This window comes from Planktothrix prolifica NIVA-CYA 540 (genome assembly GCF_963864145.1).
In the GTDB taxonomy this organism is placed as follows: Bacteria; Cyanobacteriota; Cyanobacteriia; order Cyanobacteriales; family Microcoleaceae; genus Planktothrix; species Planktothrix agardhii.
Genome location: NZ_CAWLTW010000001.1, coordinates 2,946,857 through 2,968,954, shown reverse-complemented (window position 1 = coordinate 2,968,954; position 22,098 = coordinate 2,946,857). Strand labels below are relative to the sequence as shown.

Annotated in this window: 15 protein-coding genes; 11 read left to right on the top strand and 4 right to left on the bottom strand. The window is 43.8% G+C overall.

The window, feature by feature from the left end; all coding sequences use genetic code 11:
- Positions 1-159: 159 nt before the first annotated feature.
- Both AC559H_RS13290 and hisD read right to left on the bottom strand, forming a co-directional pair.
- Positions 160-585 carry a universal stress protein gene (locus AC559H_RS13290; RefSeq protein WP_026785757.1) on the bottom strand — a complete coding sequence of 142 codons (426 nt, stop codon included), beginning with the start codon at positions 583-585 and terminating at the stop codon, positions 160-162.
- A 507-nt stretch (positions 586-1,092) separates the two neighbouring features.
- Complete coding sequence (gene hisD, locus AC559H_RS13285; RefSeq protein WP_026785758.1) at positions 1,093-2,388, bottom strand: histidinol dehydrogenase; 1,296 nt, start codon at positions 2,386-2,388, stop codon at positions 1,093-1,095.
- 431 nt (positions 2,389-2,819) lie between these two features.
- Here hisD and rpsT point away from each other — a divergent pair, with 431 nt between their 5' ends.
- The 7 genes from rpsT (at position 2,820) to AC559H_RS13250 (ending at position 15,155) form a co-directional block, all read left to right on the top strand.
- Positions 2,820-3,116 carry a 30S ribosomal protein S20 gene (rpsT, locus tag AC559H_RS13280; protein ID WP_026785759.1) on the top strand — a complete coding sequence of 99 codons (297 nt, stop codon included), beginning with the start codon at positions 2,820-2,822 and terminating at the stop codon, positions 3,114-3,116.
- Positions 3,117-3,287: 171 nt separating this feature from the next.
- Positions 3,288-4,073: a TatD family hydrolase gene (locus AC559H_RS13275; RefSeq protein WP_026795573.1), complete on the top strand. Its 786-nt coding sequence runs from the start codon at positions 3,288-3,290 to the stop codon at positions 4,071-4,073.
- Positions 4,074-4,248: 175 nt separating this feature from the next.
- Complete coding sequence (gene rpoB / locus AC559H_RS13270) at positions 4,249-7,665, top strand: DNA-directed RNA polymerase subunit beta (protein ID WP_026785761.1); 3,417 nt, start codon at positions 4,249-4,251, stop codon at positions 7,663-7,665.
- Between the two features lie 148 nt (positions 7,666-7,813).
- Positions 7,814-9,709, top strand: a complete 1,896-nt coding sequence (locus tag AC559H_RS13265) for a DNA-directed RNA polymerase subunit gamma (RefSeq protein ID WP_026795574.1) — start codon at positions 7,814-7,816, stop codon at positions 9,707-9,709.
- A 177-nt stretch (positions 9,710-9,886) separates the two neighbouring features.
- Positions 9,887-13,921: a DNA-directed RNA polymerase subunit beta' gene (locus AC559H_RS13260; protein WP_026795575.1), complete on the top strand. Its 4,035-nt coding sequence runs from the start codon at positions 9,887-9,889 to the stop codon at positions 13,919-13,921.
- A gap of 59 nt (positions 13,922-13,980) precedes the next feature.
- Positions 13,981-14,838, top strand: coding sequence for a hypothetical protein (locus tag AC559H_RS13255; protein ID WP_026795576.1), 858 nt, complete (start codon positions 13,981-13,983; stop codon positions 14,836-14,838).
- A 35-nt stretch (positions 14,839-14,873) separates the two neighbouring features.
- The gene (locus tag AC559H_RS13250) at positions 14,874-15,155 is read left to right on the top strand and encodes an RNA-binding S4 domain-containing protein (protein WP_081694770.1); all 282 of its coding nucleotides are present in this window, start codon (positions 14,874-14,876) and stop codon (positions 15,153-15,155) included.
- A gap of 41 nt (positions 15,156-15,196) precedes the next feature.
- Here the strand turns inward: AC559H_RS13250 and AC559H_RS13245 are convergent, their stop codons facing one another.
- Positions 15,197-15,739 (bottom strand): pentapeptide repeat-containing protein, encoded by a 543-nt coding sequence (locus AC559H_RS13245; protein ID WP_051319514.1) that lies wholly within the window; start codon positions 15,737-15,739, stop codon positions 15,197-15,199.
- A 62-nt stretch (positions 15,740-15,801) separates the two neighbouring features.
- Between AC559H_RS13245 and AC559H_RS13240 the strand changes: the two genes are divergently transcribed.
- From AC559H_RS13240 to AC559H_RS13225, 4 genes are all read left to right on the top strand, one after another.
- Positions 15,802-17,055: a threonine/serine exporter family protein gene (locus AC559H_RS13240; protein WP_026785765.1), complete on the top strand. Its 1,254-nt coding sequence runs from the start codon at positions 15,802-15,804 to the stop codon at positions 17,053-17,055.
- A 196-nt stretch (positions 17,056-17,251) separates the two neighbouring features.
- Positions 17,252-17,542 (top strand): hypothetical protein, encoded by a 291-nt coding sequence (locus tag AC559H_RS13235; RefSeq protein ID WP_026795577.1) that lies wholly within the window; start codon positions 17,252-17,254, stop codon positions 17,540-17,542.
- Between the two features lie 123 nt (positions 17,543-17,665).
- Positions 17,666-19,393 (top strand): succinate dehydrogenase/fumarate reductase flavoprotein subunit, encoded by a 1,728-nt coding sequence (locus AC559H_RS13230; protein WP_026785767.1) that lies wholly within the window; start codon positions 17,666-17,668, stop codon positions 19,391-19,393.
- 128 nt (positions 19,394-19,521) lie between these two features.
- Positions 19,522-19,884, top strand: coding sequence for a DUF6464 family protein (locus tag AC559H_RS13225; RefSeq protein WP_026785768.1), 363 nt, complete (start codon positions 19,522-19,524; stop codon positions 19,882-19,884).
- Between the two features lie 12 nt (positions 19,885-19,896).
- Here AC559H_RS13225 and AC559H_RS13220 read toward each other — a convergent pair whose 3' ends face one another.
- Positions 19,897-21,849, bottom strand: coding sequence for an ABC transporter ATP-binding protein/permease (locus tag AC559H_RS13220; RefSeq protein ID WP_026785769.1), 1,953 nt, complete (start codon positions 21,847-21,849; stop codon positions 19,897-19,899).
- Positions 21,850-22,098 lie beyond the last annotated feature (249 nt).

The window sequence follows — 22,098 nt, the reverse complement described above, 5'->3', positions numbered from 1 at the left end:
GACACTGGGTAACTTTACTTAAAATTAGGCTTATTAGTATTATTAAGTTGCCCAAAAAGCCAACCCCAAACTTCTAACCATGGGTGGCTTGATGCGCCCAGATAAATCAGATCAATTGATACTTAAAATCAAATTAGCGATCACAACTTCCCACTAACCTTAAATTTCCTTAACCACCAAAACCGAACAATTTGCTTCCGAAACCACCTGAGAACTCACTGACCCTTCCAGAATTCGTTTTACTCCCGTTAATCCCCGATTCCCAATAATAATTAAATCCGTCTTATATATATTAGCCAAACGAATAATTTCCTCCGCCGGATCACCCGCTACAATCTCAATTTCAGTTTCACAATCTAACTGATCCTGATAAACCCGCAGTTGCTTTTCCAAATTACCATAGGGAAACTCATCTGCACTCGGACGCGGTCGATCCGCCACCAGATCAAAATCTGATTCTACCGTTGGAATAACATGGCAGAAGATCACGTTAGTTGTGGGTTGCAATTGCAGTTGACCCAGGGCCTTAATCACAAACTTAGCAGTTGGTGAATCATCCACAGCAACCAAAATCGTATTCAGCACAAAAACGTCTCCTCTAAACAACTGGAAAATCACCGCGCCTTAAAATCCTACCGCTTCAAATCGCTATTCTAAAGGCAAGACTTGATACTCCCCACATCTGAAGCCGGGGGATTCTTGAAGATCTGTGAACCGTTTCAATGGTGCTATCAAGACACCCTACACGCTCAAAACAACTACCAGTACGACAGGTATTGCAATTGCGCTTACTTTGATTTTTTTCGCTTTCCGAGTCCATCACAACGCCAGTTAGGTACGATCAACATCCTGCCATTATTTGCCCTTTAACTATTCCGAATCGAGTCGGATATGTCCGTTGCCGGGATTACTCCGCACTAGGATGGTTCAACACGCAGATGGTTATTCTTACTTGCTTTGTTTTGATTATATCACTATGGCTAAAGCCACGCAATCGTTTCACGGGATTTAAAAATCCCTACCGACTTATCCATGAGTCTGAAGCCAGGGGCTTGCGTCTCGCTTTTTGGTCAAAATTAACAGCCATCACGATTAAGGTTGAGTTCTGAGTCGTACCGAGTCACCATGGGAGGGTAAACCCTCCGCATCAGTCAACACCTGAATCAATCCGGCAACTTTCTGTAAAGCCGTTGGCGAATACTGAATTAAACTTGAATGTTTCATAAACGTTTCCACCCCCAAGGCCGAGGCATAACGGGCTGCCCCCGATGTGGGTAAGGTATGGTTAGGGCCAGCCAAATAATCCCCAACCGCCTCCGGGGTCGAACAACCCAAAAAGATTGCCCCGGCATGGCGAATTTTTTCTAGTAAATCCCAGGGTTCGGCTACCTCTAATTCTAAGTGTTCTGGGGCAAATTCATTAGATAACTCGGCTGCGGCCTCCAAGGAATCCACCACCACCACCACACCATAGTGGGCGATCGCCTTTTCCGTCAACGTCCGTCGGGGATGATTCACCAACTGCCGTTCTACCTCCGCCACCACCTGTCGGGCTAAAGCCGAATCCGTTGTTAATAAAATTGCCGCAGCCATGGTGTCATGTTCCGCCTGGGCCAATAAATCCGCCGCGATATGAACCGGATTCGCCGTACTATCCGCAATAATCAGAACCTCCGATGGCCCCGCCAGGGAATCAATGCCCACCGTCCCATAAACCAACTTTTTCGCCAAGGTCACATAAATATTGCCCGGGCCGGTAATCACATCCACCTTCGGGATCGTTTCCGTGCCATAGGCTAAAGCCGCCACGGCCTGTGCCCCACCCACCCGATAAATTTCATGGACTCCCGCCTCTTGAGCCGCCACTAACACGGCTGGGTTTACCTTAGAGTCTGGCCCTGGGGGAGTCACCATCACAATCCGGGGAACCTTGGCTACCTGAGCCGGAACTGCATTCATCAAAACCGTACTGGGGTACGACGCTTTCCCCCCAGGTATATATAATCCAGCCCGGTCAACGGGGGTAAACCGTTTCCCCAGAACCACATCATCCTCCCCAAACTGCACCCAGGACTTAGGAGTGCGCTGGCGGTGAAAGGCTTCAATTTGTTGGCGAGCAAATTGGATCGCATCCAACAATTCCTTCGAGACTTGCTGGTAAGCTGCGTCCAACTCCGAACCACTCACCCGCAACTCATCTAATGTTAATATTTTTTGATCGAATTCTTCCGTATAGTGCAAAAGAGCCTTATCCCCTTGACGCCGAACCGTTTGCAAGACTTCTCGCACGGTTGCTTCTTTATGGGTCATCGCGTCATCATGGGTACGGTCAGAGATCCGTCGTAATTCAGCTTGTGCTTCAACCCACTGAGTAATAATTCGCAGCATGGTGATTCGGAGTGCCAACCTTAAAAAAACTAGGGCGCAGATACGGAACAGACAACAGGGTTGAATATCTTGACACCGAGGCTTATTAACCCAGGTGAAAAATTTCTCCCCCTTGTTTCCTTGGCCATACCCAGACTTTGTATCCTTAAGCGATACTTTAGAGTTCTAGCCACAGGGGCAACACTCTGGGGATTCATACCGCATCTAGCATAGCACAAAAAGCTATACCCGCCTACGCGAGAGCAACCCTAGAAGCACAGGATGTTAAACCCGTTTTTTTTTGCTACAATGGCTCAAATCCAGAACTTTATTGCTCCTTCCTATGGGTAAATAGGAAGATAGGTTGAATTTGACAAAATAAATGTTATATTGGTATGTCTGTAACTGAGTATCTCTAATCGAAATACTTGCGTCTTCTTCAATCACAACCTATGGCTAATATAAAATCTGCTGTCAAACGAGTCGAAATCGCAGAGCGCAATCGCCTGCGTAACAAATCTTACAAGTCAGCCGTCAAGACTTTAATGAAAAAATGTCTCACCTCTGTTGATAAATTTGGGACTGACCCCACAACCGATAATCTCACTAACGTAAATCAACAAATGTCGGATGCCTTTAGTAAAATCGACAAGGCCGTAAAAAAGGGTATCCTGCATCCTAACAATGGCGCTCGTAAAAAATCTCGCCTGGCGAGAGCCTTAAAGCGCCACCAAACCGTTGCGGCCTAGCTCATCATTGATCAGTTATCAGTAAACGGTTAACAGTTAAGAGCCAATGCTTAGTAGTAGTCAACTCTTAGCCATGAAGGATACGGGTAATATAAACTATCCCGCGAGGACGCTGGCACTGCAAAATTGGTAACTGATCACTGATTGCTGATGAATCTGAATAAAAGGACTATGCAACTGATCGATACCCACGTCCATATTAACTTCAAAGCATTGGCATCCGATTTAGACGCAATTCGGCAGAGATGGCAGGAGGCGGGAGTAGTCCGTTTGGTGCATTCCTGTGTTCACCCTGGAGAATTTCAGGAAATACAGGAAATTGCTAATCAAGTCCCCGAACTAAGCTTTGCTGTTGGGTTGCATCCCTTGGATGCTAAACTCTGGAATTCCACCTCGGCCCAAACCATTACCCAACTCGCCCAATCCGATGATAGAGTCGTTGCGATTGGAGAAATGGGACTCGATTTCTATAAAGCCGATAACCGAGATCAACAAATCCAGGTCTTCACCCAACAGCTAGAGATTGCCTATAGTTTGAAGAAACCTGTGATTATCCATTGTCGGGAGGCAGCAGAAACCATGATTCCCCTATTAAAGCAATTCTGGCAACAACAAGGCCAAGTTTCCGGGGTCATGCACTGTTGGGGAGGAACTCCCGAAGAACAGCAGGAGTTTCTGAAGTTGGGGCTGTATATCAGTTTTAGCGGAACCGTTACCTTTAAAAACGCAATTGCTATTCAGGAATGTGCTCGTCTAGTTCCGTCTGATCGAATTTTAATTGAAACAGACTGTCCTTTTCTAGCGCCTGTTCCTCAACGGGGAAAACGCAACGAACCCGCCTTTGTGCGCCATGTTGCCGAAACCGTTGCCCGACTGCGGGACATTTCCCTAGAAACCCTATCTCAACAAACCACGAATAATGCCTGTCAACTCTTTCAGTTATCAGTTATCAGTTAACAGTGATCAGTTGAGGAGTGATTCAGTTGAGGAGTGATCAGTTGAGGAGTTAATAAATTAACTGTAAACTTCTTAACGATTAACTGATGACTGATGACTGATGACTGATGACTGATTATTGATAACTGACAACTATTAACTCAATCACTGATAACTGATAACTGATAACTAATAAATGGCAAGTCTAACCCATAACGAACCCACTTTTGTACTCCCTGACTTAATTGAAATTCAACGGTCAAGTTTTCGTTGGTTTTTAGAAGCAGGGCTAATTGAAGAATTAGAAAGTTTTTCCCCAATTACCGACTATACCGGGAAACTAGAACTCCATTTTTTAGCCAAAGATTATAAACTTAAACGTCCTAAATATGACGTTGATGAAGCCAAACGGCGGGATAGTACCTATGCCGTTCAAATGTACGTTCCGACTCGTTTAATTAATAAAGAAACTGGAGAAATTAAAGAACAAGAAGTCTTTATTGGGGACTTACCCCTAATGACAGAACGGGGAACTTTTATTATCAATGGGGCTGAACGAGTTATCGTCAACCAAATTGTCAGAAGTCCTGGGGTTTATTATAAATCTGAAATTGATAAAAACGGCCGACGGACATATAGTGCATCCTTAATTCCCAACCGAGGTGCCTGGTTAAAATTTGAAACCGATAAAAATGACTTAGTGTGGGTCAGAATTGATAAAACCCGCAAACTATCCGCCCAGGTTTTATTAAAAGCCTTGGGACTCACCAATAACGAAATTTTTGATGCCCTGCGTCACCCCGAATACTTTGAAAAGACCATTGAACGGGAAGGGGAATTTAGCGAAGACGATGCCTTAATGGAACTGTACCGCAAACTCCGTCCAGGGGAACCCCCAACGGTGGCTGGTGGAGAACAGTTACTCAATAATCGCTTTTTTGATGCCAAACGCTATGATTTGGGCCGGGTGGGACGCTATAAACTGAATAAAAAACTACGACTCACCATTCCCGATACCACCAGGGTTCTAACCTCCGTGGATATTTTATCGGCGATTGATTATTTAATTAACCTAGAATTTGATATTGGTGAAACCGATGATATTGACCACTTAGGAAATCGTCGTGTCCGGTCAGTGGGAGAACTGCTGCAAAACCAAATTCGGGTCGGTTTAAACCGCTTAGAAAGGATTATCCGAGAACGGATGACCGTGAGTGATGCCGATGCCTTAACCCCAGCATCCTTAGTCAACCCCAAACCCCTAGTGGCTGCCATTAAAGAATTCTTCGGTAGTTCCCAATTATCGCAGTTTATGGATCAGACCAATCCCTTAGCGGAACTGACCCACAAACGGCGCCTATCTGCCCTCGGCCCCGGGGGACTAACCCGGGAACGGGCCGGGTTTGCTGTCCGAGATATTCACCCCAGTCACTACGGTCGGATTTGTCCGATTGAAACCCCGGAAGGGCCCAACGCTGGATTAATTGGCTCTTTAGCAACTTTGGCGCGGGTGAACCCCTACGGATTTATTGCCACCCCCTATAACAAAGTTGAAAACGGCAAAGTCCGCTTAGATTTACCTGCGGTGTACATGACCGCCGACGAAGAAGACGATTTACGGGTGGCACCTGGGGATATTAGCACCGATGCCGAGGGAACGATTTTAGGGGAAATTGTTCCGGTGCGGTATCGCCAGGAATTCACCACCACAACTCCCATGCAGGTGGACTATGCCGCGGTATCTCCGGTACAGATTGTCTCCGTCGCCACCTCCTTAATTCCTTTCTTGGAACATGACGACGCGAACCGGGCATTGATGGGGTCTAATATGCAACGGCAAGCCGTACCACTGTTACGTCCCGAACGGCCATTAGTGGGAACCGGACTAGAAGCCCAAGCCGCCCGGGATAGTGGGATGGTGATTGTTTCGCGTATGGATGGGGAGATCAGTTATATTGACGGATCTCGGATTATTGTCAAATCCCTGACGGTAGATGCCGATTCAAATTCCAGCGAGGAAAGTTTCCTGATTCGCGAATACGACGATCTCGACCTCAAAACCAAACAGCCCTCGGTATGGAAGCAAAAATACGCTGGCTATATCGAGTACGAACTACAAAAATATCAACGTTCTAACCAAGATACTTGTTTAAACCAGCGTCCCTTGGTTTATGAAGGAGATCAGGTGGTAGCGGGTCAGGTATTAGCCGATGGTTCCTCCACCGAAGGGGCAGAACTAGCTTTAGGTCATAATATTCTGGTGACTTATATGCCCTGGGAGGGATATAACTACGAAGACGCGATTTTAATTAGTGAGCGTTTAGTCCAAGAGGATATTTACACCTCCATCCACGTTGAAAAATACGAAATTGAAGCCCGACAAACCAAACTCGGCCCCGAAGAAATTACCCGGGAAATTCCTAACGTGGGGGAAGACTCCCTGCGACAACTGGATGGGAATGGGATTATCCGAGTTGGGGCCTGGGTAGAGTCCGGGGATATTTTAGTCGGGAAAGTCACACCCAAAGGGGAATCCGACCAACCCCCCGAAGAAAAATTACTCCGGGCAATTTTCGGAGAAAAAGCCCGGGACGTGCGGGATAACTCCCTACGGGTTCCTAACGGAGAAAAAGGTCGGGTTGTAGATGTGCGGGTATTTACCCGGGAACAGGGGGATGAGTTACCGCCTGGGGCGAATATGGTGGTGCGGGTATATGTGGCGCAAAAACGCAAAATCCAAGTCGGGGACAAAATGGCCGGACGCCACGGAAATAAAGGGATTGTGTCTCGGATTCTCCCCATTGAGGATATGCCCTATTTGCCCGATGGTCGGGCTGTGGATATTGTCTTGAATCCCTTGGGTGTACCCAGTCGGATGAACGTCGGCCAAATCTTTGAATGTTTATTAGGGTGGGCGGGTCAAAACCTGAAAAAACGGTTTAAAGTGGTTCCCTTTGATGAAATGCACGGCCCGGAAATGTCACGGGAAACCGTTCACGGGAAGTTAAAAGAAGCCCGGGATAAAACCAAGAAAGATTGGTTATTTAACGAAAACTATCCGGGGAAAAGCATCGTTTATGACGGTCGCACCGGAGAACCCTTTGACCAACCCGTCACCGTGGGGATTGCCTATATGTTGAAACTGGTTCACTTGGTTGATGATAAGATTCACGCCCGGTCTACTGGCCCTTACTCTTTGGTGACTCAGCAACCCTTGGGAGGGAAAGCCCAACAAGGAGGACAACGGTTTGGAGAAATGGAGGTTTGGGCCTTGGAAGCTTTCGGGGCGGCCTATACCTTGCAGGAGTTGTTAACGGTCAAATCCGACGATATGCAGGGACGCAACGAAGCCCTCAACGCCATTGTCAAGGGTAAAACCATTCCCCGTCCTGGGACACCGGAATCCTTTAAGGTGTTGATGCGGGAGTTGCAGTCGTTGTGTTTGGATATTGCGGTGCATAAAGTGGAAACCACCGACGAAGGTGGAAGTCGAGATGTGGAAGTAGACTTAATGGCTGATATCCCAGCCACCCGGATGACCTACACCTCCAATAACTTTGCCCCCGCTAAACCTACTTATGATTTAAGTAGTTCAGTCGAAGAAGACGAATAATCAGTCATCAGTCATCAGTTACCAGTTATCAGTTGAGAAGTTATCAGTTGAGGAGTTATCAGTTGAGGAGTTAACCAACTATTACCCATTACCTATTCCCTATTCCCAGTTCCCTGTTCCCTATTCCCTTTACCGATCACTGAATAAAATGGCTAAAATTGAACAACGATTTGATTACGTTAAAATTGGAATCGCATCTCCAGAACGCATTCGGCAGTGGGGAGAAAGAACCCTACCCAATGGTCAAGTTGTTGGAGAAGTTACAAAACCTGAAACCATCAATTACAGAACCCTGAAACCGGAGATGGACGGGTTGTTTTGTGAACGAATTTTTGGCCCAGCAAAGGATTGGGAATGTCATTGTGGGAAATATAAACGGGTCAGACATCGTGGAATTGTTTGTGAGCGCTGCGGGGTAGAAGTAACAGAATCCCGTGTCCGTCGTCACCGTATGGGTTTTATTAAACTAGCGGCTCCCGTTACCCATGTTTGGTATCTCAAAGGGATTCCTAGTTATATGGCTATTTTATTAGATATGCCATTGCGGGATGTAGAACAGGTGGTTTATTTTAACGCTTATGTGGTGTTAAATCCAGGTAACTATGACGGCCTATCCTATAAACAGTTATTAACCGAAGATACTTGGTTAGAAATTGAAGACCAAATTTATAGTGAAGATTCCACCTTAACCGGAATTGAAGTGGGAATTGGAGCCGAAGCCATTTCCCGTTTGCTCGAAGATATTCCCTTAGAAGAAGAAGCCGAAAGATTACGGGAAGAAATTGCCGTTGCTAAGGGACAAAAACGCGCCAAATTAATTAAACGATTGCGGGTAATTGATAATTTTGTGGCGACGGGTTCCAAACCGGATTGGATGGTTTTGAATGTAATTCCCGTCATTCCTCCTGATTTACGGCCAATGGTGCAGTTAGATGGGGGTCGATTTGCCACCTCCGACTTAAACGACCTATATCGTCGGGTGATTAACCGGAATAATCGGTTAGCCCGGTTACAGGAAATTCTCGCCCCAGAAATTATTATCCGTAACGAAAAACGGATGTTACAGGAAGCCGTTGACGCCTTAATTGATAACGGTCGCCGAGGTCGGACAGTGGTGGGGGCGAATAATCGACCCTTAAAATCTCTCTCCGATATTATCGAAGGAAAACAAGGACGATTCCGTCAAAACCTATTAGGAAAACGGGTCGATTATTCTGGACGTTCCGTGATTGTGGTGGGGCCAAAATTAAGAATGCACCAGTGCGGTTTACCACGGGAAATGGCAATTGAATTGTTCCAACCCTTTGTAATTAACCGCCTAATTCGTCAAGGATTAGTTAACAATATTAAAGCGGCGAAAAAACTGATTCAACGGAATGATGCCAGCATTTGGGAAGTCTTACAGGAAGTCATCCAAGGACATCCGGTGATGCTAAACCGCGCCCCAACCTTGCACCGTTTAGGGATTCAAGCCTTTGAACCGATTTTAGTCGATGGTCGGGCGATTCAACTGCATCCGTTAGTTTGTCCCGCCTTTAACGCTGACTTTGACGGTGACCAAATGGCCGTTCACGTTCCCCTATCAATTGAATCCCAAGCAGAAGCCAGGTTATTGATGTTAGCCTCGAATAATATTCTATCCCCAGCAACGGGTAGACCGATTGTTACACCTAGTCAGGATATGGTGTTGGGATGTTATTATTTAACCGCAGAAAACCCTAAATTAGAGGATCAAAGTCACCGCTATTTTCCTGATTTAGAAGATGTAATCTTAGCCTATAAACAGGGCGCTTTGGGTTTACATTCATACATCATGGTGCGATTTGATGGGGAGATTTTATCGGATGAAGTAGAACAGATAGGGGTCGAACTTAAAGACGACTTAACTGGAGTGATCACTAAAACTTATGTGGGCAAAAAAACAGGGAAACTAATGCGACGAGTTCGAGAAGATTCCGAGGGGAATATTCTCGCCCAATATATTCGTACTACCCCGGGGCGTGTCATTTTCAATAAAACCGTTCAAGACACCCTGATACAGTAATCAGTTACCAGTTATCAGTTATCAGTTAGGAAGTTTACAGTTAATTTATTAACTCCTCAACTGTTACAGACGCGCCGTGGCACGTCTCTACACTGAATAAGTGATGACTGATTTACTGATAACTGGTAACTCTTAAACTGATAACTGATCACTGATAACTAATAACTGATTTAAGTCATGGCTAACAAAAAAATCTTTCGGAATCAAGTTATTGATAAAGGACAATTAAAAAAAATCATGTCCTGGGCTTTTATGAATTATGGCACGGCTCGTACCGCCCAAATTGCCGATGAATTAAAGGAATTAGGGTTTACCTATGCCACAAAAGCCGGGGTTTCTATTAGTGTTGATGATTTACAGATTCCCCCTTCCAAAAAAGCTCTATTAGAAGAAGCGGAAGAAGAAATTAGAAATACAGAACGCCGTTATATTAAAGGGGAAATTACCGAAGTTGAACGGTTCCAAAAAGTTATTGATACTTGGAATGGTACATCCGAAGCCCTAAAAGATCGGGTGGTAGAAAACTTTAAAGCCAGTAACCCCCTGAACTCCGTTTATATGATGGCCTTCTCCGGTGCGCGGGGGAATATTTCCCAAGTCCGTCAGTTAGTCGGAATGCGGGGACTAATGGCTGACCCCCAAGGGGAAATTATTGATTTACCGATTAAAACCAACTTCCGGGAAGGTTTAACCGTTACGGAGTATATTATTTCCTCTTATGGGGCGCGTAAAGGTCTAGTAGATACGGCTCTACGAACCGCCGACTCTGGGTATTTAACCCGCCGTTTAGTCGATGTTTCCCAGGATGTGATTCTGCGAGAAATTGACTGCGGAACCAGCAAGGGGATTTGGACTCGCAGTATGACCGATGGCGAACGGGTGTTAATTCCAATCAAAGATCGGTTAATGGGTCGGGTGTTAGGGGCAGATGTTCGCCACCCCCAAACCGGAGAAATTGTCACATATCAGTCAGAACAGGCGGTCAAAAATCACTCCGTGAGTGAGGAGTTATCCGTAGCCATTCAGGAAGCCGGGGTTGAGGAGGTGTTATTGCGATCGCCTCTAACCTGTGAAGCCAATCGTTCCGTCTGTCAACATTGCTATGGCTGGAGTTTAGCCCATGGTCATAACGTCAACCTTGGGGAAGCGGTGGGAATTATTGCCGCCCAGAGTATCGGCGAACCCGGAACCCAGTTAACCATGCGGACATTCCACACCGGAGGGGTATTTACGGCCGAAGCTGCTGGAATGATCCGGGCCGGAATTAATGGGGTGGTCAAGTTCTCTAAATCCCTGCGAGTCCGTCCCTTCCGTACCCGTCACGGAGATGATGCCTTCATCGTGGAAAACACGGGCCAAATTATTGTGGACGGTAGTGGAAAAAATACCGAAAAACACAGTATCGCCCAAGGGACAACGATTATTGTCCAAGAAGGTCAACAAGTTAAAGCTAACGAAATTCTAGCGGAAATTGCCGCCGGGGGTCGGACAGCCCGGAAAACTACGGAAAAAGCTACTAAGGACGTCGCCACGGACTTAGCCGGGGAAGTCAAATTTGCCGATGTGGTTCCCGAAGAAAAAACCGACCGTCAAGGGAATATGACCCGTATCGCCCAACGGGGAGGTCTGATTTGGGTTCTCGGAGGAGAAGTTTATAACCTACCCCCGGCGGCGGAACCATTGGTCAAAAATGGTGATCCAGTGCATCCGGGAAGCGTTCTCGCCCAAACTAAACTGGTTTCAGAGCATGGGGGATTAGTCCGAATTCGGGAACAGTTTGCCGAAGGTGAGCTACCTCGGGAAATTGAGATTATCACCGCCTCGGTATTGCTGGATCAGGCCTTAGTGCGGTTGGTACAGATGCAGGGACGGGAACAACATATTATTGAAACCAATAGTAACCATCGCTTCATGCTCAAAGTCAGTCCGGGTTCCAAAGTGGAAAACCACGATGTGATTGCGGAATTGATGGATGATAGCTACCGGACAAAAACCGGGGGGATTATTAAATACGCCGGGGTAGAAGTCGCCAAACGGGGTAAGGGAAAACAGGGTTATGAAGTCACCCAGGGAGGTACTTTATTATGGATTCCCGAAGAATGCCATGAGGTGAATAAGGATATTTCCTTACTGTTAACAGAGGATGGACAGTATGTAGAAGCTGGGATGGAAGTGGTTAAGGATATCTTCTGTCAGAGCAATGGGGTGATTGAAGTTACTCAGAAAAATGATATTCTACGAGAAATCGTAATCAAACCCGGGGAACTGCATCTGGTAGATGACCCCGAAATGGTGATGGCAATTGATGGCCAGATTGTCAATCCCGGCCAAGAGGTGATTCCAGGGATTATCTCGGACAACTTGCGTTATGTGGAATATGTGGAAACTCCCGAAGGCCCAGCCTTGCTGTTGCGTCCCGTGGTGGAGTTTAGCGTTCCCGAAAATCCTACCGTACCTTCTCAGGAATCTCTGAACGAGTCCATCGTTCTGCGTGCCGTGCAACGGTTAACCTACAAAGATGGGGAACGGGTACGGTCTGTGGAAGGGGTGGAACTGCTACGAACCCAGTTAGTAATTAGTATTGGCATCGAAGCCCCGCAGTTAGCCGCCGATATTGAGTTACTTCCCGATGAGAATGACCCCGACGTCAGGAAGTTACAGTTAGTGATTTTAGAATCCTTGGTAATTCGTCGGGATGCGATCGCTGATGCGACTCAGGGCAGTACCCTGACGCGGTTAATGGTCAAGGATGGAGATGAAATTGAGAAAGGCGCCGTTGTTACTCGCACGGAAATCATGTGTAAGGAAGACGGGATTATTCAGGGGATTCGGTCGGGGTCGGAAATTGTGCGCCGTTGTTTGGTGGTGCGCGAGAGTGACCAAATGACCATTCAGTTACCCGAAGGCGTTAAACCTACGGTGAAATTGGGTCAACTGTTGGTAGAAGGAATTGAAATTGCTGAAGGGGTTAACCTATCGGAGTCCGGTCAAGTCATTGCCGTTGGTAACAAAATCGTGGGTCAGGGGACTATCCCGGTAACGGGAAATCAGATTACCATGCGTCGGGGTCGGCCCTATCGGGTGTCTCCCGGTGCGATTCTGCATATTAAGGATGGGGACTTGGTACAACGGGGGGATAACCTGGTGTTGCTGGTGTTTGAACGGGCTAAAACCGGAGATATTATTCAAGGGTTGCCCCGGATTGAAGAATTATTAGAAGCCCGTAAACCCAAGGAAGCCTGTATTTTAGCCCGACGCCCGGGAACCGCCCAGGTGACTATGGATGATGACATCACCGAACTGCGGGTAATTGAAAATGATGGCACGGTTACGGATTATCCCCTGGGTTCGGGTCAATCCCCGATTGTCTCCGATGGTTACAAAGTAGAGGCCGGACAAACCTTGACCGATGGCCCTAGTAATCCCCATGAAATCCTGGAAGTGTTCTATGACCATTATCTGGAACAGGGAGAAGGGATGTATGACGCGGCTTTGGGTAGTTTCCGCCACTGTCAAGCATTCTTGGTTAACGAGGTGCAGTCGGTGTATCAGTCCCAGGGGATTGATATTTCCGATAAGCATATTGAGGTGATTGTCCGTCAGATGACCTCGAAGGTGCGGATTGATGATGGGGGCGATACAACTATGTTACCCGGGGAATTAGTGGAACTGCGCCAGGTAGAACAGGTGAATGATGCCATGTCGATTACCGGAAGTGCGCCCGCCAAATATACCCCCGTGTTATTGGGGATTACCAAGGCGTCCTTAAATACCGATAGCTTTATCTCGGCGGCTAGTTTCCAAGAAACTACCCGGGTCTTGACTGAAGCGGCTATTGAGGGCAAATCCGACTGGTTACGCGGTCTCAAGGAAAACGTGATTATCGGACGTCTGATTCCGGCGGGAACGGGATTTAATGCCTATGAGGAATCGGGTAATGCCGAGTATGGCTTTGATAATGGCACGTTGTATTTGGATGAGGAGGATGAGGACGAACTGCGGGATGTGGTTTTGGATGATAAAACCGCCCGGGTTTATAACAGTTTTGAACGGGAATTACCCCCGGAGTCCAAAGCAGCACCGTCTAGTTTAGGAAAAGGTAGCAAGGTTATATTTGAAGATAGTGAAGATGATCCTTTATTATCAGCTATCCTCGATGACGAGTTAATTGATGACGAATACGAAGACGACAACGAGGACGAAGACGAATAAAATTAGTAGAGACGTTGCATGCAACGTCTCTACTGGTCTATCAATTTAAGAGTTAATCAATGACTCAAATTATCCCCAAATTTACAATTAAACCGGGTTATCGACCTCAATCTCAAGATACGACACCGGAAGTTGATTGTTTGGAATTCTGGCTACTAAAACAACGAACACCCGAACAGCGATTGATAATGGGAAGTTCGATTAATCAAAATGCTCGTCGCTTTTCCATAAGTTGTTTTCGTCAAAGATTCTCATATTTATCTAAGGAACAATTTTCCCGAAAACTTGCGGAAGCTTGGTTGGCAGAAGATTGTCCGCACCATTATATTCCCACTGGAAATGAAATAAGTTGGGTTCAAGATTCTATTACTTTAGCTGAAATTCTCCACCCGATTTTGGAGTCCCTTAATATTCCTTATTATATTACGGGCGGTGTGGCTGCTATTGCTTATGGAGAAGTCCGAACCACCCGAGATTTGGATATCGTTATCTCAATTTCATCTCAAGATTTAACGTTATTAATTTTACAATTAGAAGCAATAGGTTTTTATGTTTCGGGTGTAGATGATGTGGTTTCGGGTCGAATGCGAATTCTACAAGTTACCCATATAGAAACAATCTCCCGTGCTGATTTAATTATGGCAGAAAATTCGGAATTTGAACAGATCAAATTTGAACGACGGCAACAATATAAAATTCCAACGGGTGCAACTGTTTTTCTAGCTTCTGCGGAAGATGTAATTCTGAATAAATTATATTGGCGAAAATCAAACCAGTCCGAAAAGCAATGGCGAGATGTATTGGGTGTATTAAAAGTACAAGGACAGTGTTTAGATTTAGCTTATCTCAAGCTTAGGGCTGAATCTTTGGGGTTAGTTGAGGATTTAGACCAAGCTTTAATTGAAGCCGGATTTTAGCTATAATGAGATGACTAATAACTGATTACTGATTTATGTCTGAAACAATTAAACTTGATCAATTTCTAAAATTTATGGGTGAAGTTTCCACCGGGGGACAAGCCAAAATCCTAATTAAATATGGTGATGTTGAAGTTAATGGTGAGGTTGAAACCCGCAGGGGACGAAAGTTAGTCACCGGAGATCAAGTATTGGTTAATGGAAAAACCTTAACGGTTAATTTATATAGCAGGGAACACCGGAACAGCCCCCCTAGCCCCCCGTGCAGGGGGGCTAGGGGGGGAGGGAACACCGGAGGAAAAGACTTCACCATCTAGCTTTGCTGCATCACTCTTTGTCCTAATAGGTCTGGCGACTGCTATAACATAGATAATAGCACTTGACCATTGGGCATAATCGTATTATAAATTATTGCATCCTGATCATTAAATCCGATGGCATCGGTTAGGTTGGCGTCGGTTAAGTTAGCTGCTTTGAAATTTGCTTTGTGTAAATCGGTATCGCGTAAATCTGCGCCCACTAACCAAGCATTTTCTAAATTACATTCATATAGAGTTGCATCGCTTAAATCTGCTTGATAAAGATTAGTATAACTTAAATTTGCTTGAGTTAAATTTGCTCCATTGAGATTAATATGGGAAAGATTTGCTCCCATCATTTGGGCACTATATAAACTGGTTTGTTTTAAAATGGCATAACTCAAATTCGTCCCCATTAAGTTAGCCCCGCGCAACGAAGCTCGACTTAAATTTGTGTAACTGAGATTCGCCCCACTCAAGTCCGCCCCAATAAAGACTAACCTACTCAGATCAAAATTTTGTAAATCTGCACCCCTGAAATCCACTCCTTTAAAACTCCATTCTCCTTCTGCCTTTCGCTGTAGTAATTCCAACCCATCCATAATATTAAGCCAAAATCCAATACGATTAATACCATCAAATGTCTATTTAAGGAAAAGCCCAGATGACACCAACAGTCCTGCCAGAAATCGATCAAAAGTTTCACCTAGTTTTACTGACTGCCCGACTTCTCCTCCAGAATAGTGCGGCAACTGAAAGAGTGCATCGAGTCACTCATCAATTGGCGGATAGTTTAGGAATTGAAGCCCGGTTATTAGTTTCCTATGAAGCCATCACATTAACAACAAAAATCCATAATCAATTCTATTCGCGCATTAGCATCCCGATTCCGGTGATGAAAATTAATATGATGGTGATCACTCAAGTGATGCGTTTAGTTGATGATATTCAACAAGGACATAAAACCTTAGAACAAGTTACGGATGAGTTAGAACTAATTAATTATCATTCTCCCCATAATTATCCGCAATGGTTTTTAGTATTAATGTTAGGAATGGCGGGGGGAAGTTTAGCTAAAATTTTTCAGGGAGACTGGCCGGCATTTTTGATTGTTAGTGTGGCAACATCCCTGGGATTAATATTACGGCAGGAATTAGCTAAACGTAAGTTCAATGGGTTTATGATCACATTTTTTGCCGCTTTTTTAGGAGGCTGTATCGGAGGTGTGGGCATTAAATTAGGTTTAACAACAACCCCAGAAACCTGTTTATTAGTTCCCTCCATGATTTTAGTTCCAGGAGTTCATTTAATTAATGCTATTTTAGATATGGTTTATAACCATCAAATTACCGGACTTGCTAGACTTAATTTTAGTTTAATGATGTTAATTTCAATCCTATTTGGGTTATTATTATCAGGCACATTTATAGATATTCCCGTTGCTATTAATTCATTTAAACCACCCCAATTACAACCAGAAAGTATTTTATTTGCTGGGATAGTTGCCGCCGGGTTTGCGATTTTATTTAATGTGCCTAAAAAGATTCTTTGGATTTGTATAGTTTGTGGCATGGTCGGTTATGGGATGCGAATTTTTTCGATTAATATAGGATTAGGATTAATTTGGGGCAATCTTTTTGCCTCCATAGTAGTTGGATTTATGACGGTTTATTTTTCTCAAAAATTCAAAGTTCCTTCAGCAGCCATTGCATTTGGTGCCGTTGTGGGAATGATTCCTGGGATTTATATTTTCAGGGCGGGAAGTGGTTTGATTTTAATGATGAAGTTAGGAATCCATGCCGATGTTCCGTTAATTGCTAATACTATTGTTATGGCAGGCACAGCATTATTAATGACCCTAGGCATTCCTGTGGGTTTAGCATTGCCTAATCTCTTGTTTTTTCGTTCAGAAGATTAGGGGAAATAGGCAATATCAGGGTTTAAGTTAAATGTTAAGAATCCCTGAAAAAATTAAGAATTGAGTATTTTCGATGCTGGATGTTTGACAAAATGTAAAGTTAAATTACAACTGTGATTAAAATGTTGAGAAATTTTCCAAAATTGAATCAATCCCTTAATCTGGAAGTTTAAAGTAATATTACAAGAGAGAACCAATGCAAGATCTGAAAAAGTATCGTATTCGATGCACACTAACCTATGGTGATATCTATAGCCAAATCATCATTTGGTTAATTGTCATCTTTATCGCCTTAGCGACTTCCCTAGCCCTGTGGAGTACAACCCGTCAAATTTATGCGTTAGCGACGGTTGGCTTAATTATTGTGCTGTCTTTACCTTTCCTACTCTTTGCATTCGTCACCACTTTATTTAACCATATTGAAATTCTATCCGTAGACCCCTTGATTCAAGACGAACCCAGTCGTGCTGAATTTCCGGCTTCCTAAACGGCACAGATCAGTTACCAGTTACCAGTTATCAGTTAATAGTTAAGAAGTTTACAGTTAATTTATTAACTCTTACACTGATAACTCTTACACTGATAACTCTTACACTGATAACTGATTAAGATGCTAGAACATGATGTGATTATTGTTGGGGGCGGACTGGCAGGATGTCGGGCGGCCGTAGAAATTGCCCGGACTAACCCCAGCCTGAATATAGCTATTGTTGCCAAAACTCACCCCATCCGTTCCCATTCCGTCGCTGCCCAAGGGGGTATTGCTGCTACCTTAAAAAATATTGATGAAAGTGATAGTTGGGAAGCCCACGCCTTTGATACCGTCAAGGGTTCAGACTATTTAGCTGACCAAGATGCTGTCGAAATTTTAGCCAAAGAAGCCCCGGATGTAATTATTGATTTAGAACATTTGGGGGTATTATTTTCCCGTCTTCCCGATGGCCGGATTGCTCAACGGGCTTTTGGGGGCCATTCCCATAATCGCACTTGTTACGCTGCTGATAAAACAGGTCATGCGATTTTACACGAACTGGTCAGTAACCTGCGACGCTATGGTGTCCATATCTATGATGAATGGTATGTGCTGCGTCTGATTTTAGAAGACGGACAGGCCAAAGGGGTGGTCATGTTCCGAATTGATGATGGACAGTTAACCGTTGTCCGGGCTAAGGCGGTGATGTTCGCCACCGGGGGCTATGGTCGGGCATTTAATACCACTTCCAATGACTACGCCTCAACCGGGGACGGGTTGGCGATGGCGGCAATGGCGGGGGTTCCCTTGCAAGATATGGAGTTTGTCCAGTTCCATCCTACGGGACTATATCCGGTGGGGGTGTTAATTTCCGAGGCTGTGCGGGGGGAAGGAGCCTATTTAATTAATAGTAATGGGGAGAGGTTCATGGCGACTTATGCCCCGAGTCGGATGGAATTAGCACCTAGGGATATTACCTCTCGCGCGATTACTTTAGAACTGCGGGCAGGCCGTGGAATTAACCCCGATGGCAGTGCCGGGGGGCCCTATATTTATTTGGATTTGCGACATTTAGGACGGGAAAAAATTATGAGTCGGATTCCCTTTTGTTGGGAAGAAGCTCACCGTTTATTAGGAATTGATGCGGCGGTGGAACCGATGCCTGTACGTCCAACCGTTCACTATTCGATGGGGGGTATTCCGACTAATATTAATGGTCAAGTTTTAAGTGGTGCGGATAGTTTTGTTGATGGATTATTTGCCGCCGGAGAAGCCGCTTGTGTGTCGGTGCATGGAGCTAATCGTTTAGGCAGTAACTCGTTATTAGAATGTGTGGTTTATGGAAAAAGAACCGGGGCGGCTATTGCCAAATTTGTCCAAAATCGCAAGTTACCAAATATTGATGAACAGCGTTATTTGAAAGAAACTGCATTGCAATTACAAGGTTTATTAGACCAGTCTGGAGACTACAGAATTGGGAAACTGCGTCAGGAGTTTCAAGATGCTATGACATCCCATTGTGGTGTATTTAGAACCGATACAGTCATGCGAGAAGGGTTAAGTCAAATTCAGGAGTTACAGAATCGTTATCAACGGATTTATTTAGATGATAAAGGCAAATGTTGGAATACAGAATTAATTGAAGCATTGGAATTAAAAAGTCTGATGATTGTAGGAAATATGATTTTAACTTCGGCCTTAAATCGCCAAGAAAGTCGAGGCGCCCATAGTCGGGAAGATTATCCTCAACGCCATGATGAAACCTTCCTAAAACATACTTTAGCCTATTATTCCCCTGCGGGTATTGATTTAGCCTATCGTCCGGTAAAAATTACCCTATTTGAACCCCAGGAACGTAAATATTAAGGTGCATAAATAGAATTTTTATATTTTATTTATGGGATAAAACCAAAAAATCCTCTTGTTTTTGGTGACTGAACACCGTAACATTCAGGAGGATAATCTCAAAACCTGTTGAATTAAATCAAACCATCATGGAGCCAAATTCACTACCAACGGAATTGATACTAACACATTCTCATCAATCTCTTGGACGTATTTGTTTAGATTGGACACCCCAACCGGGTCATTATCTAAATTTCCAGGGTCAAACCTATACTGTTTTAGAGCGTCGTCATCGCTATCAACTCAAATCCGGTCGTTACCGACTGCATAAAATTTCTTTGTATGTGCAATCGGTACAACGACCTGAAGATAGAACCTTAATCAATGGACATTGGATTCTAGGAAATGCAAACTGTCGTTTTAATGCCCATTCTGAACTGATACGCTGTGCGGTGAATCCCCTTGGCCCTTGTCAAGAATGTCGTTTTTTTGAATCCGTTTTAGCTGATTAAGGATTGAATTTCTCAAATCATTTCTGCCCGATATTCTTCAGCCGAAACCAGACGCCATTTTTGATCTCCCATGAGTTCTAAAACGTTGTTATGATAACGCAATAAACTGATTCGATGCCCAACGCTAATATAAGTTGTTCCAGTTTCATATAGTTTTTTATAAAGTAGTTCTTCATTTTTTAAATCTAGGGCACTGGTGGCTTCATCTAAAATCGCGTAGCGAGGTTTACTGATTAATAATCGGGCAAAAGCTAATCGTTGCTGTTCTCCCACGGAAAGAACATTACCCCAATCTAATTCGGTATCAAAACCGCTAACTCGTTCGGGTAAATCGGCTAAATTCACTAACTGTAATATTTGATGTAATTCCGTTTCACTCACCTCTCGATTACTATTAGGATAAAGTAATTGTTGACGCAATGTTCCTAAAATCATATAGGGACGTTGGGGTAAGAATAACATTGATGATAATTCAGGACGAACTAAGCTCCCGGTTCCTGATGTCCATAACCCGGCAATGGTGCGTAATAAAGAACTTTTTCCGACTCCACTTTGACCCATAATTAATAATCCTTGACCTTCGGGTAAGCTCAAAGATAAGTCTTTAACCAGTATTTTTTGATAGTTGGGTGTGTTGACAGTAACGTGATCTAAAGCTAGGGAATCATCAACTTTCATATCAATTTGTGTCTGACCTTCCTCCATGGATTTAGGAGATTCTAAAAATTCCGAGAAGGTTGATAAACGGTTAATTCCGGCGGCAAAAGCACTTAATATTTCAATCTGACTTACTACAATTGAAAAAGCCCCTAAAACTTGAGCAAAGGCAAAACCAGCTTGGCTAATATCCCCATATTTAATTGTTCCAGCAAAATAAATAGGAGCTAAGATTAGCGAAGGAATAATAACCACAGCATATCCATAGCTTGTGGTAAAATAATCAACATTTCTCTGCCAACCAATTAATAAATTAAAGTTTTTAAAGGCTTTGAAAAATCTTTCTTTGACTTGGAGGAGTTCCTGTTCTTCCCCTTGATAAAAAGCAATAGATTCGGCATTATCTCGGACATGAATTAATCCATAACGAAAATCAGCTTCTCGTTTTAATTGATTGAAGTTTATAGGAATTAAACGCTGTCCAACAAAAACCGTGATTATCGTACCAACAGAAGCGTAAATCAATAGAAATATGGAAAGAGATTTAGAAATAGACCAGAGGATTCCGGTAAAAGAAATTACATCAATAATTGAACTTAGAATAATTAGTAAAAATTTTAAACTGGTAATCGTAAATGCCTTAATATCCTCTGTAATTCGTTGATCTGGGTTATCAAGTTTATTTTCCGATTCTATTTTATAAAATGCTCGCTGACTTAAATATTGGTCTAAAAATTTATCCGTTAACCATTTTCGCCAATAGTTTCCCAAGCGATCGCGGGTATAAGAATAGATGACAACAATGGGAGTTCCTACGACAAACACACTGGCATAAACATAGAGAAAACGCCAAAATTCATCCTGATTTCTTTCCGCTAAAGCTGTCGTAAAAAAGTTATTAACATAACTAATAATTACATTTAATCCACTGACAGATAGGGATATAAATAAAAGCACACTCAAAAATGCCCAAGGTTGCCAACGGGTTTTAATTTGATTTCTGTACAATAAAAATGTTCCGATAGGAACGACAAGCATTAAGAGAATGATAATAATATAGCGAGAATAAATAATCCTGGCGATCAATTCATACAAACCTGGAGCAATGCTATTAAAGAAATCGGGAAAAACCGATTGACTGATAACAACAACAACACTCACTAAAACAAATACCGTAGCACCCAGAAAGATTAATAATAACAATAATAAACTTAAAAAAACCTTGCCACTACCTGGTTCTAAAGGATAAAAGAAGGGTTGAGCAATTCTTAAAAAACGTTGCCAAAGTTGAGTATCAAATTTATTCATATTTTCCATCATTTTTAACACAAACGTCCCATCCTATCAAATTTCTACATTCCATAGCTAGTTTTCACAGACTCAGTGTGTGAAAAAGGCTATATTTTCTTCCAAGTAGTTACAAAATTGGCACAAGAGGGTGAGGAGATCAGATACTATTGACTGGAGAAATCTAACCCGAATAACTATAACACATTGGGTTCAACTCTATAGTCACCAAACCGAAAAAATTTTAACCGTAAAACCTAATATGATTTT

Bases quoted from the DNA above. Each gene is read 5' to 3' on its own strand.
- rpsT (WP_026785759.1), top strand. From the start codon at position 2,820: ATGGCTAATATAAAATCTGCTGTCAAACGAGTCGAAATCGCAGAGCGC.
- AC559H_RS13230 (WP_026785767.1), top strand. From the start codon at position 17,666: ATGCTAGAACATGATGTGATTATTGTTGGGGGCGGACTGGCAGGATGT.
- AC559H_RS13225 (WP_026785768.1), top strand. From the start codon at position 19,522: ATGGAGCCAAATTCACTACCAACGGAATTGATACTAACACATTCTCAT.
- AC559H_RS13265 (WP_026795574.1), top strand. From the start codon at position 7,814: ATGGCTAAAATTGAACAACGATTTGATTACGTTAAAATTGGAATCGCA.
- AC559H_RS13245 (WP_051319514.1), bottom strand. From the start codon at position 15,739: ATGGATGGGTTGGAATTACTACAGCGAAAGGCAGAAGGAGAATGGAGT.
- AC559H_RS13250 (WP_081694770.1), top strand. From the start codon at position 14,874: ATGTCTGAAACAATTAAACTTGATCAATTTCTAAAATTTATGGGTGAA.
- AC559H_RS13220 (WP_026785769.1), bottom strand. From the start codon at position 21,849: ATGAATAAATTTGATACTCAACTTTGGCAACGTTTTTTAAGAATTGCT.
- hisD (WP_026785758.1), bottom strand. From the start codon at position 2,388: ATGCTGCGAATTATTACTCAGTGGGTTGAAGCACAAGCTGAATTACGA.
- AC559H_RS13275 (WP_026795573.1), top strand. From the start codon at position 3,288: ATGCAACTGATCGATACCCACGTCCATATTAACTTCAAAGCATTGGCA.
- rpoB (WP_026785761.1), top strand. From the start codon at position 4,249: ATGGCAAGTCTAACCCATAACGAACCCACTTTTGTACTCCCTGACTTA.
- AC559H_RS13255 (WP_026795576.1), top strand. From the start codon at position 13,981: ATGACTCAAATTATCCCCAAATTTACAATTAAACCGGGTTATCGACCT.
- AC559H_RS13260 (WP_026795575.1), top strand. From the start codon at position 9,887: ATGGCTAACAAAAAAATCTTTCGGAATCAAGTTATTGATAAAGGACAA.
- AC559H_RS13235 (WP_026795577.1), top strand. From the start codon at position 17,252: ATGCAAGATCTGAAAAAGTATCGTATTCGATGCACACTAACCTATGGT.
- AC559H_RS13240 (WP_026785765.1), top strand. From the start codon at position 15,802: ATGACACCAACAGTCCTGCCAGAAATCGATCAAAAGTTTCACCTAGTT.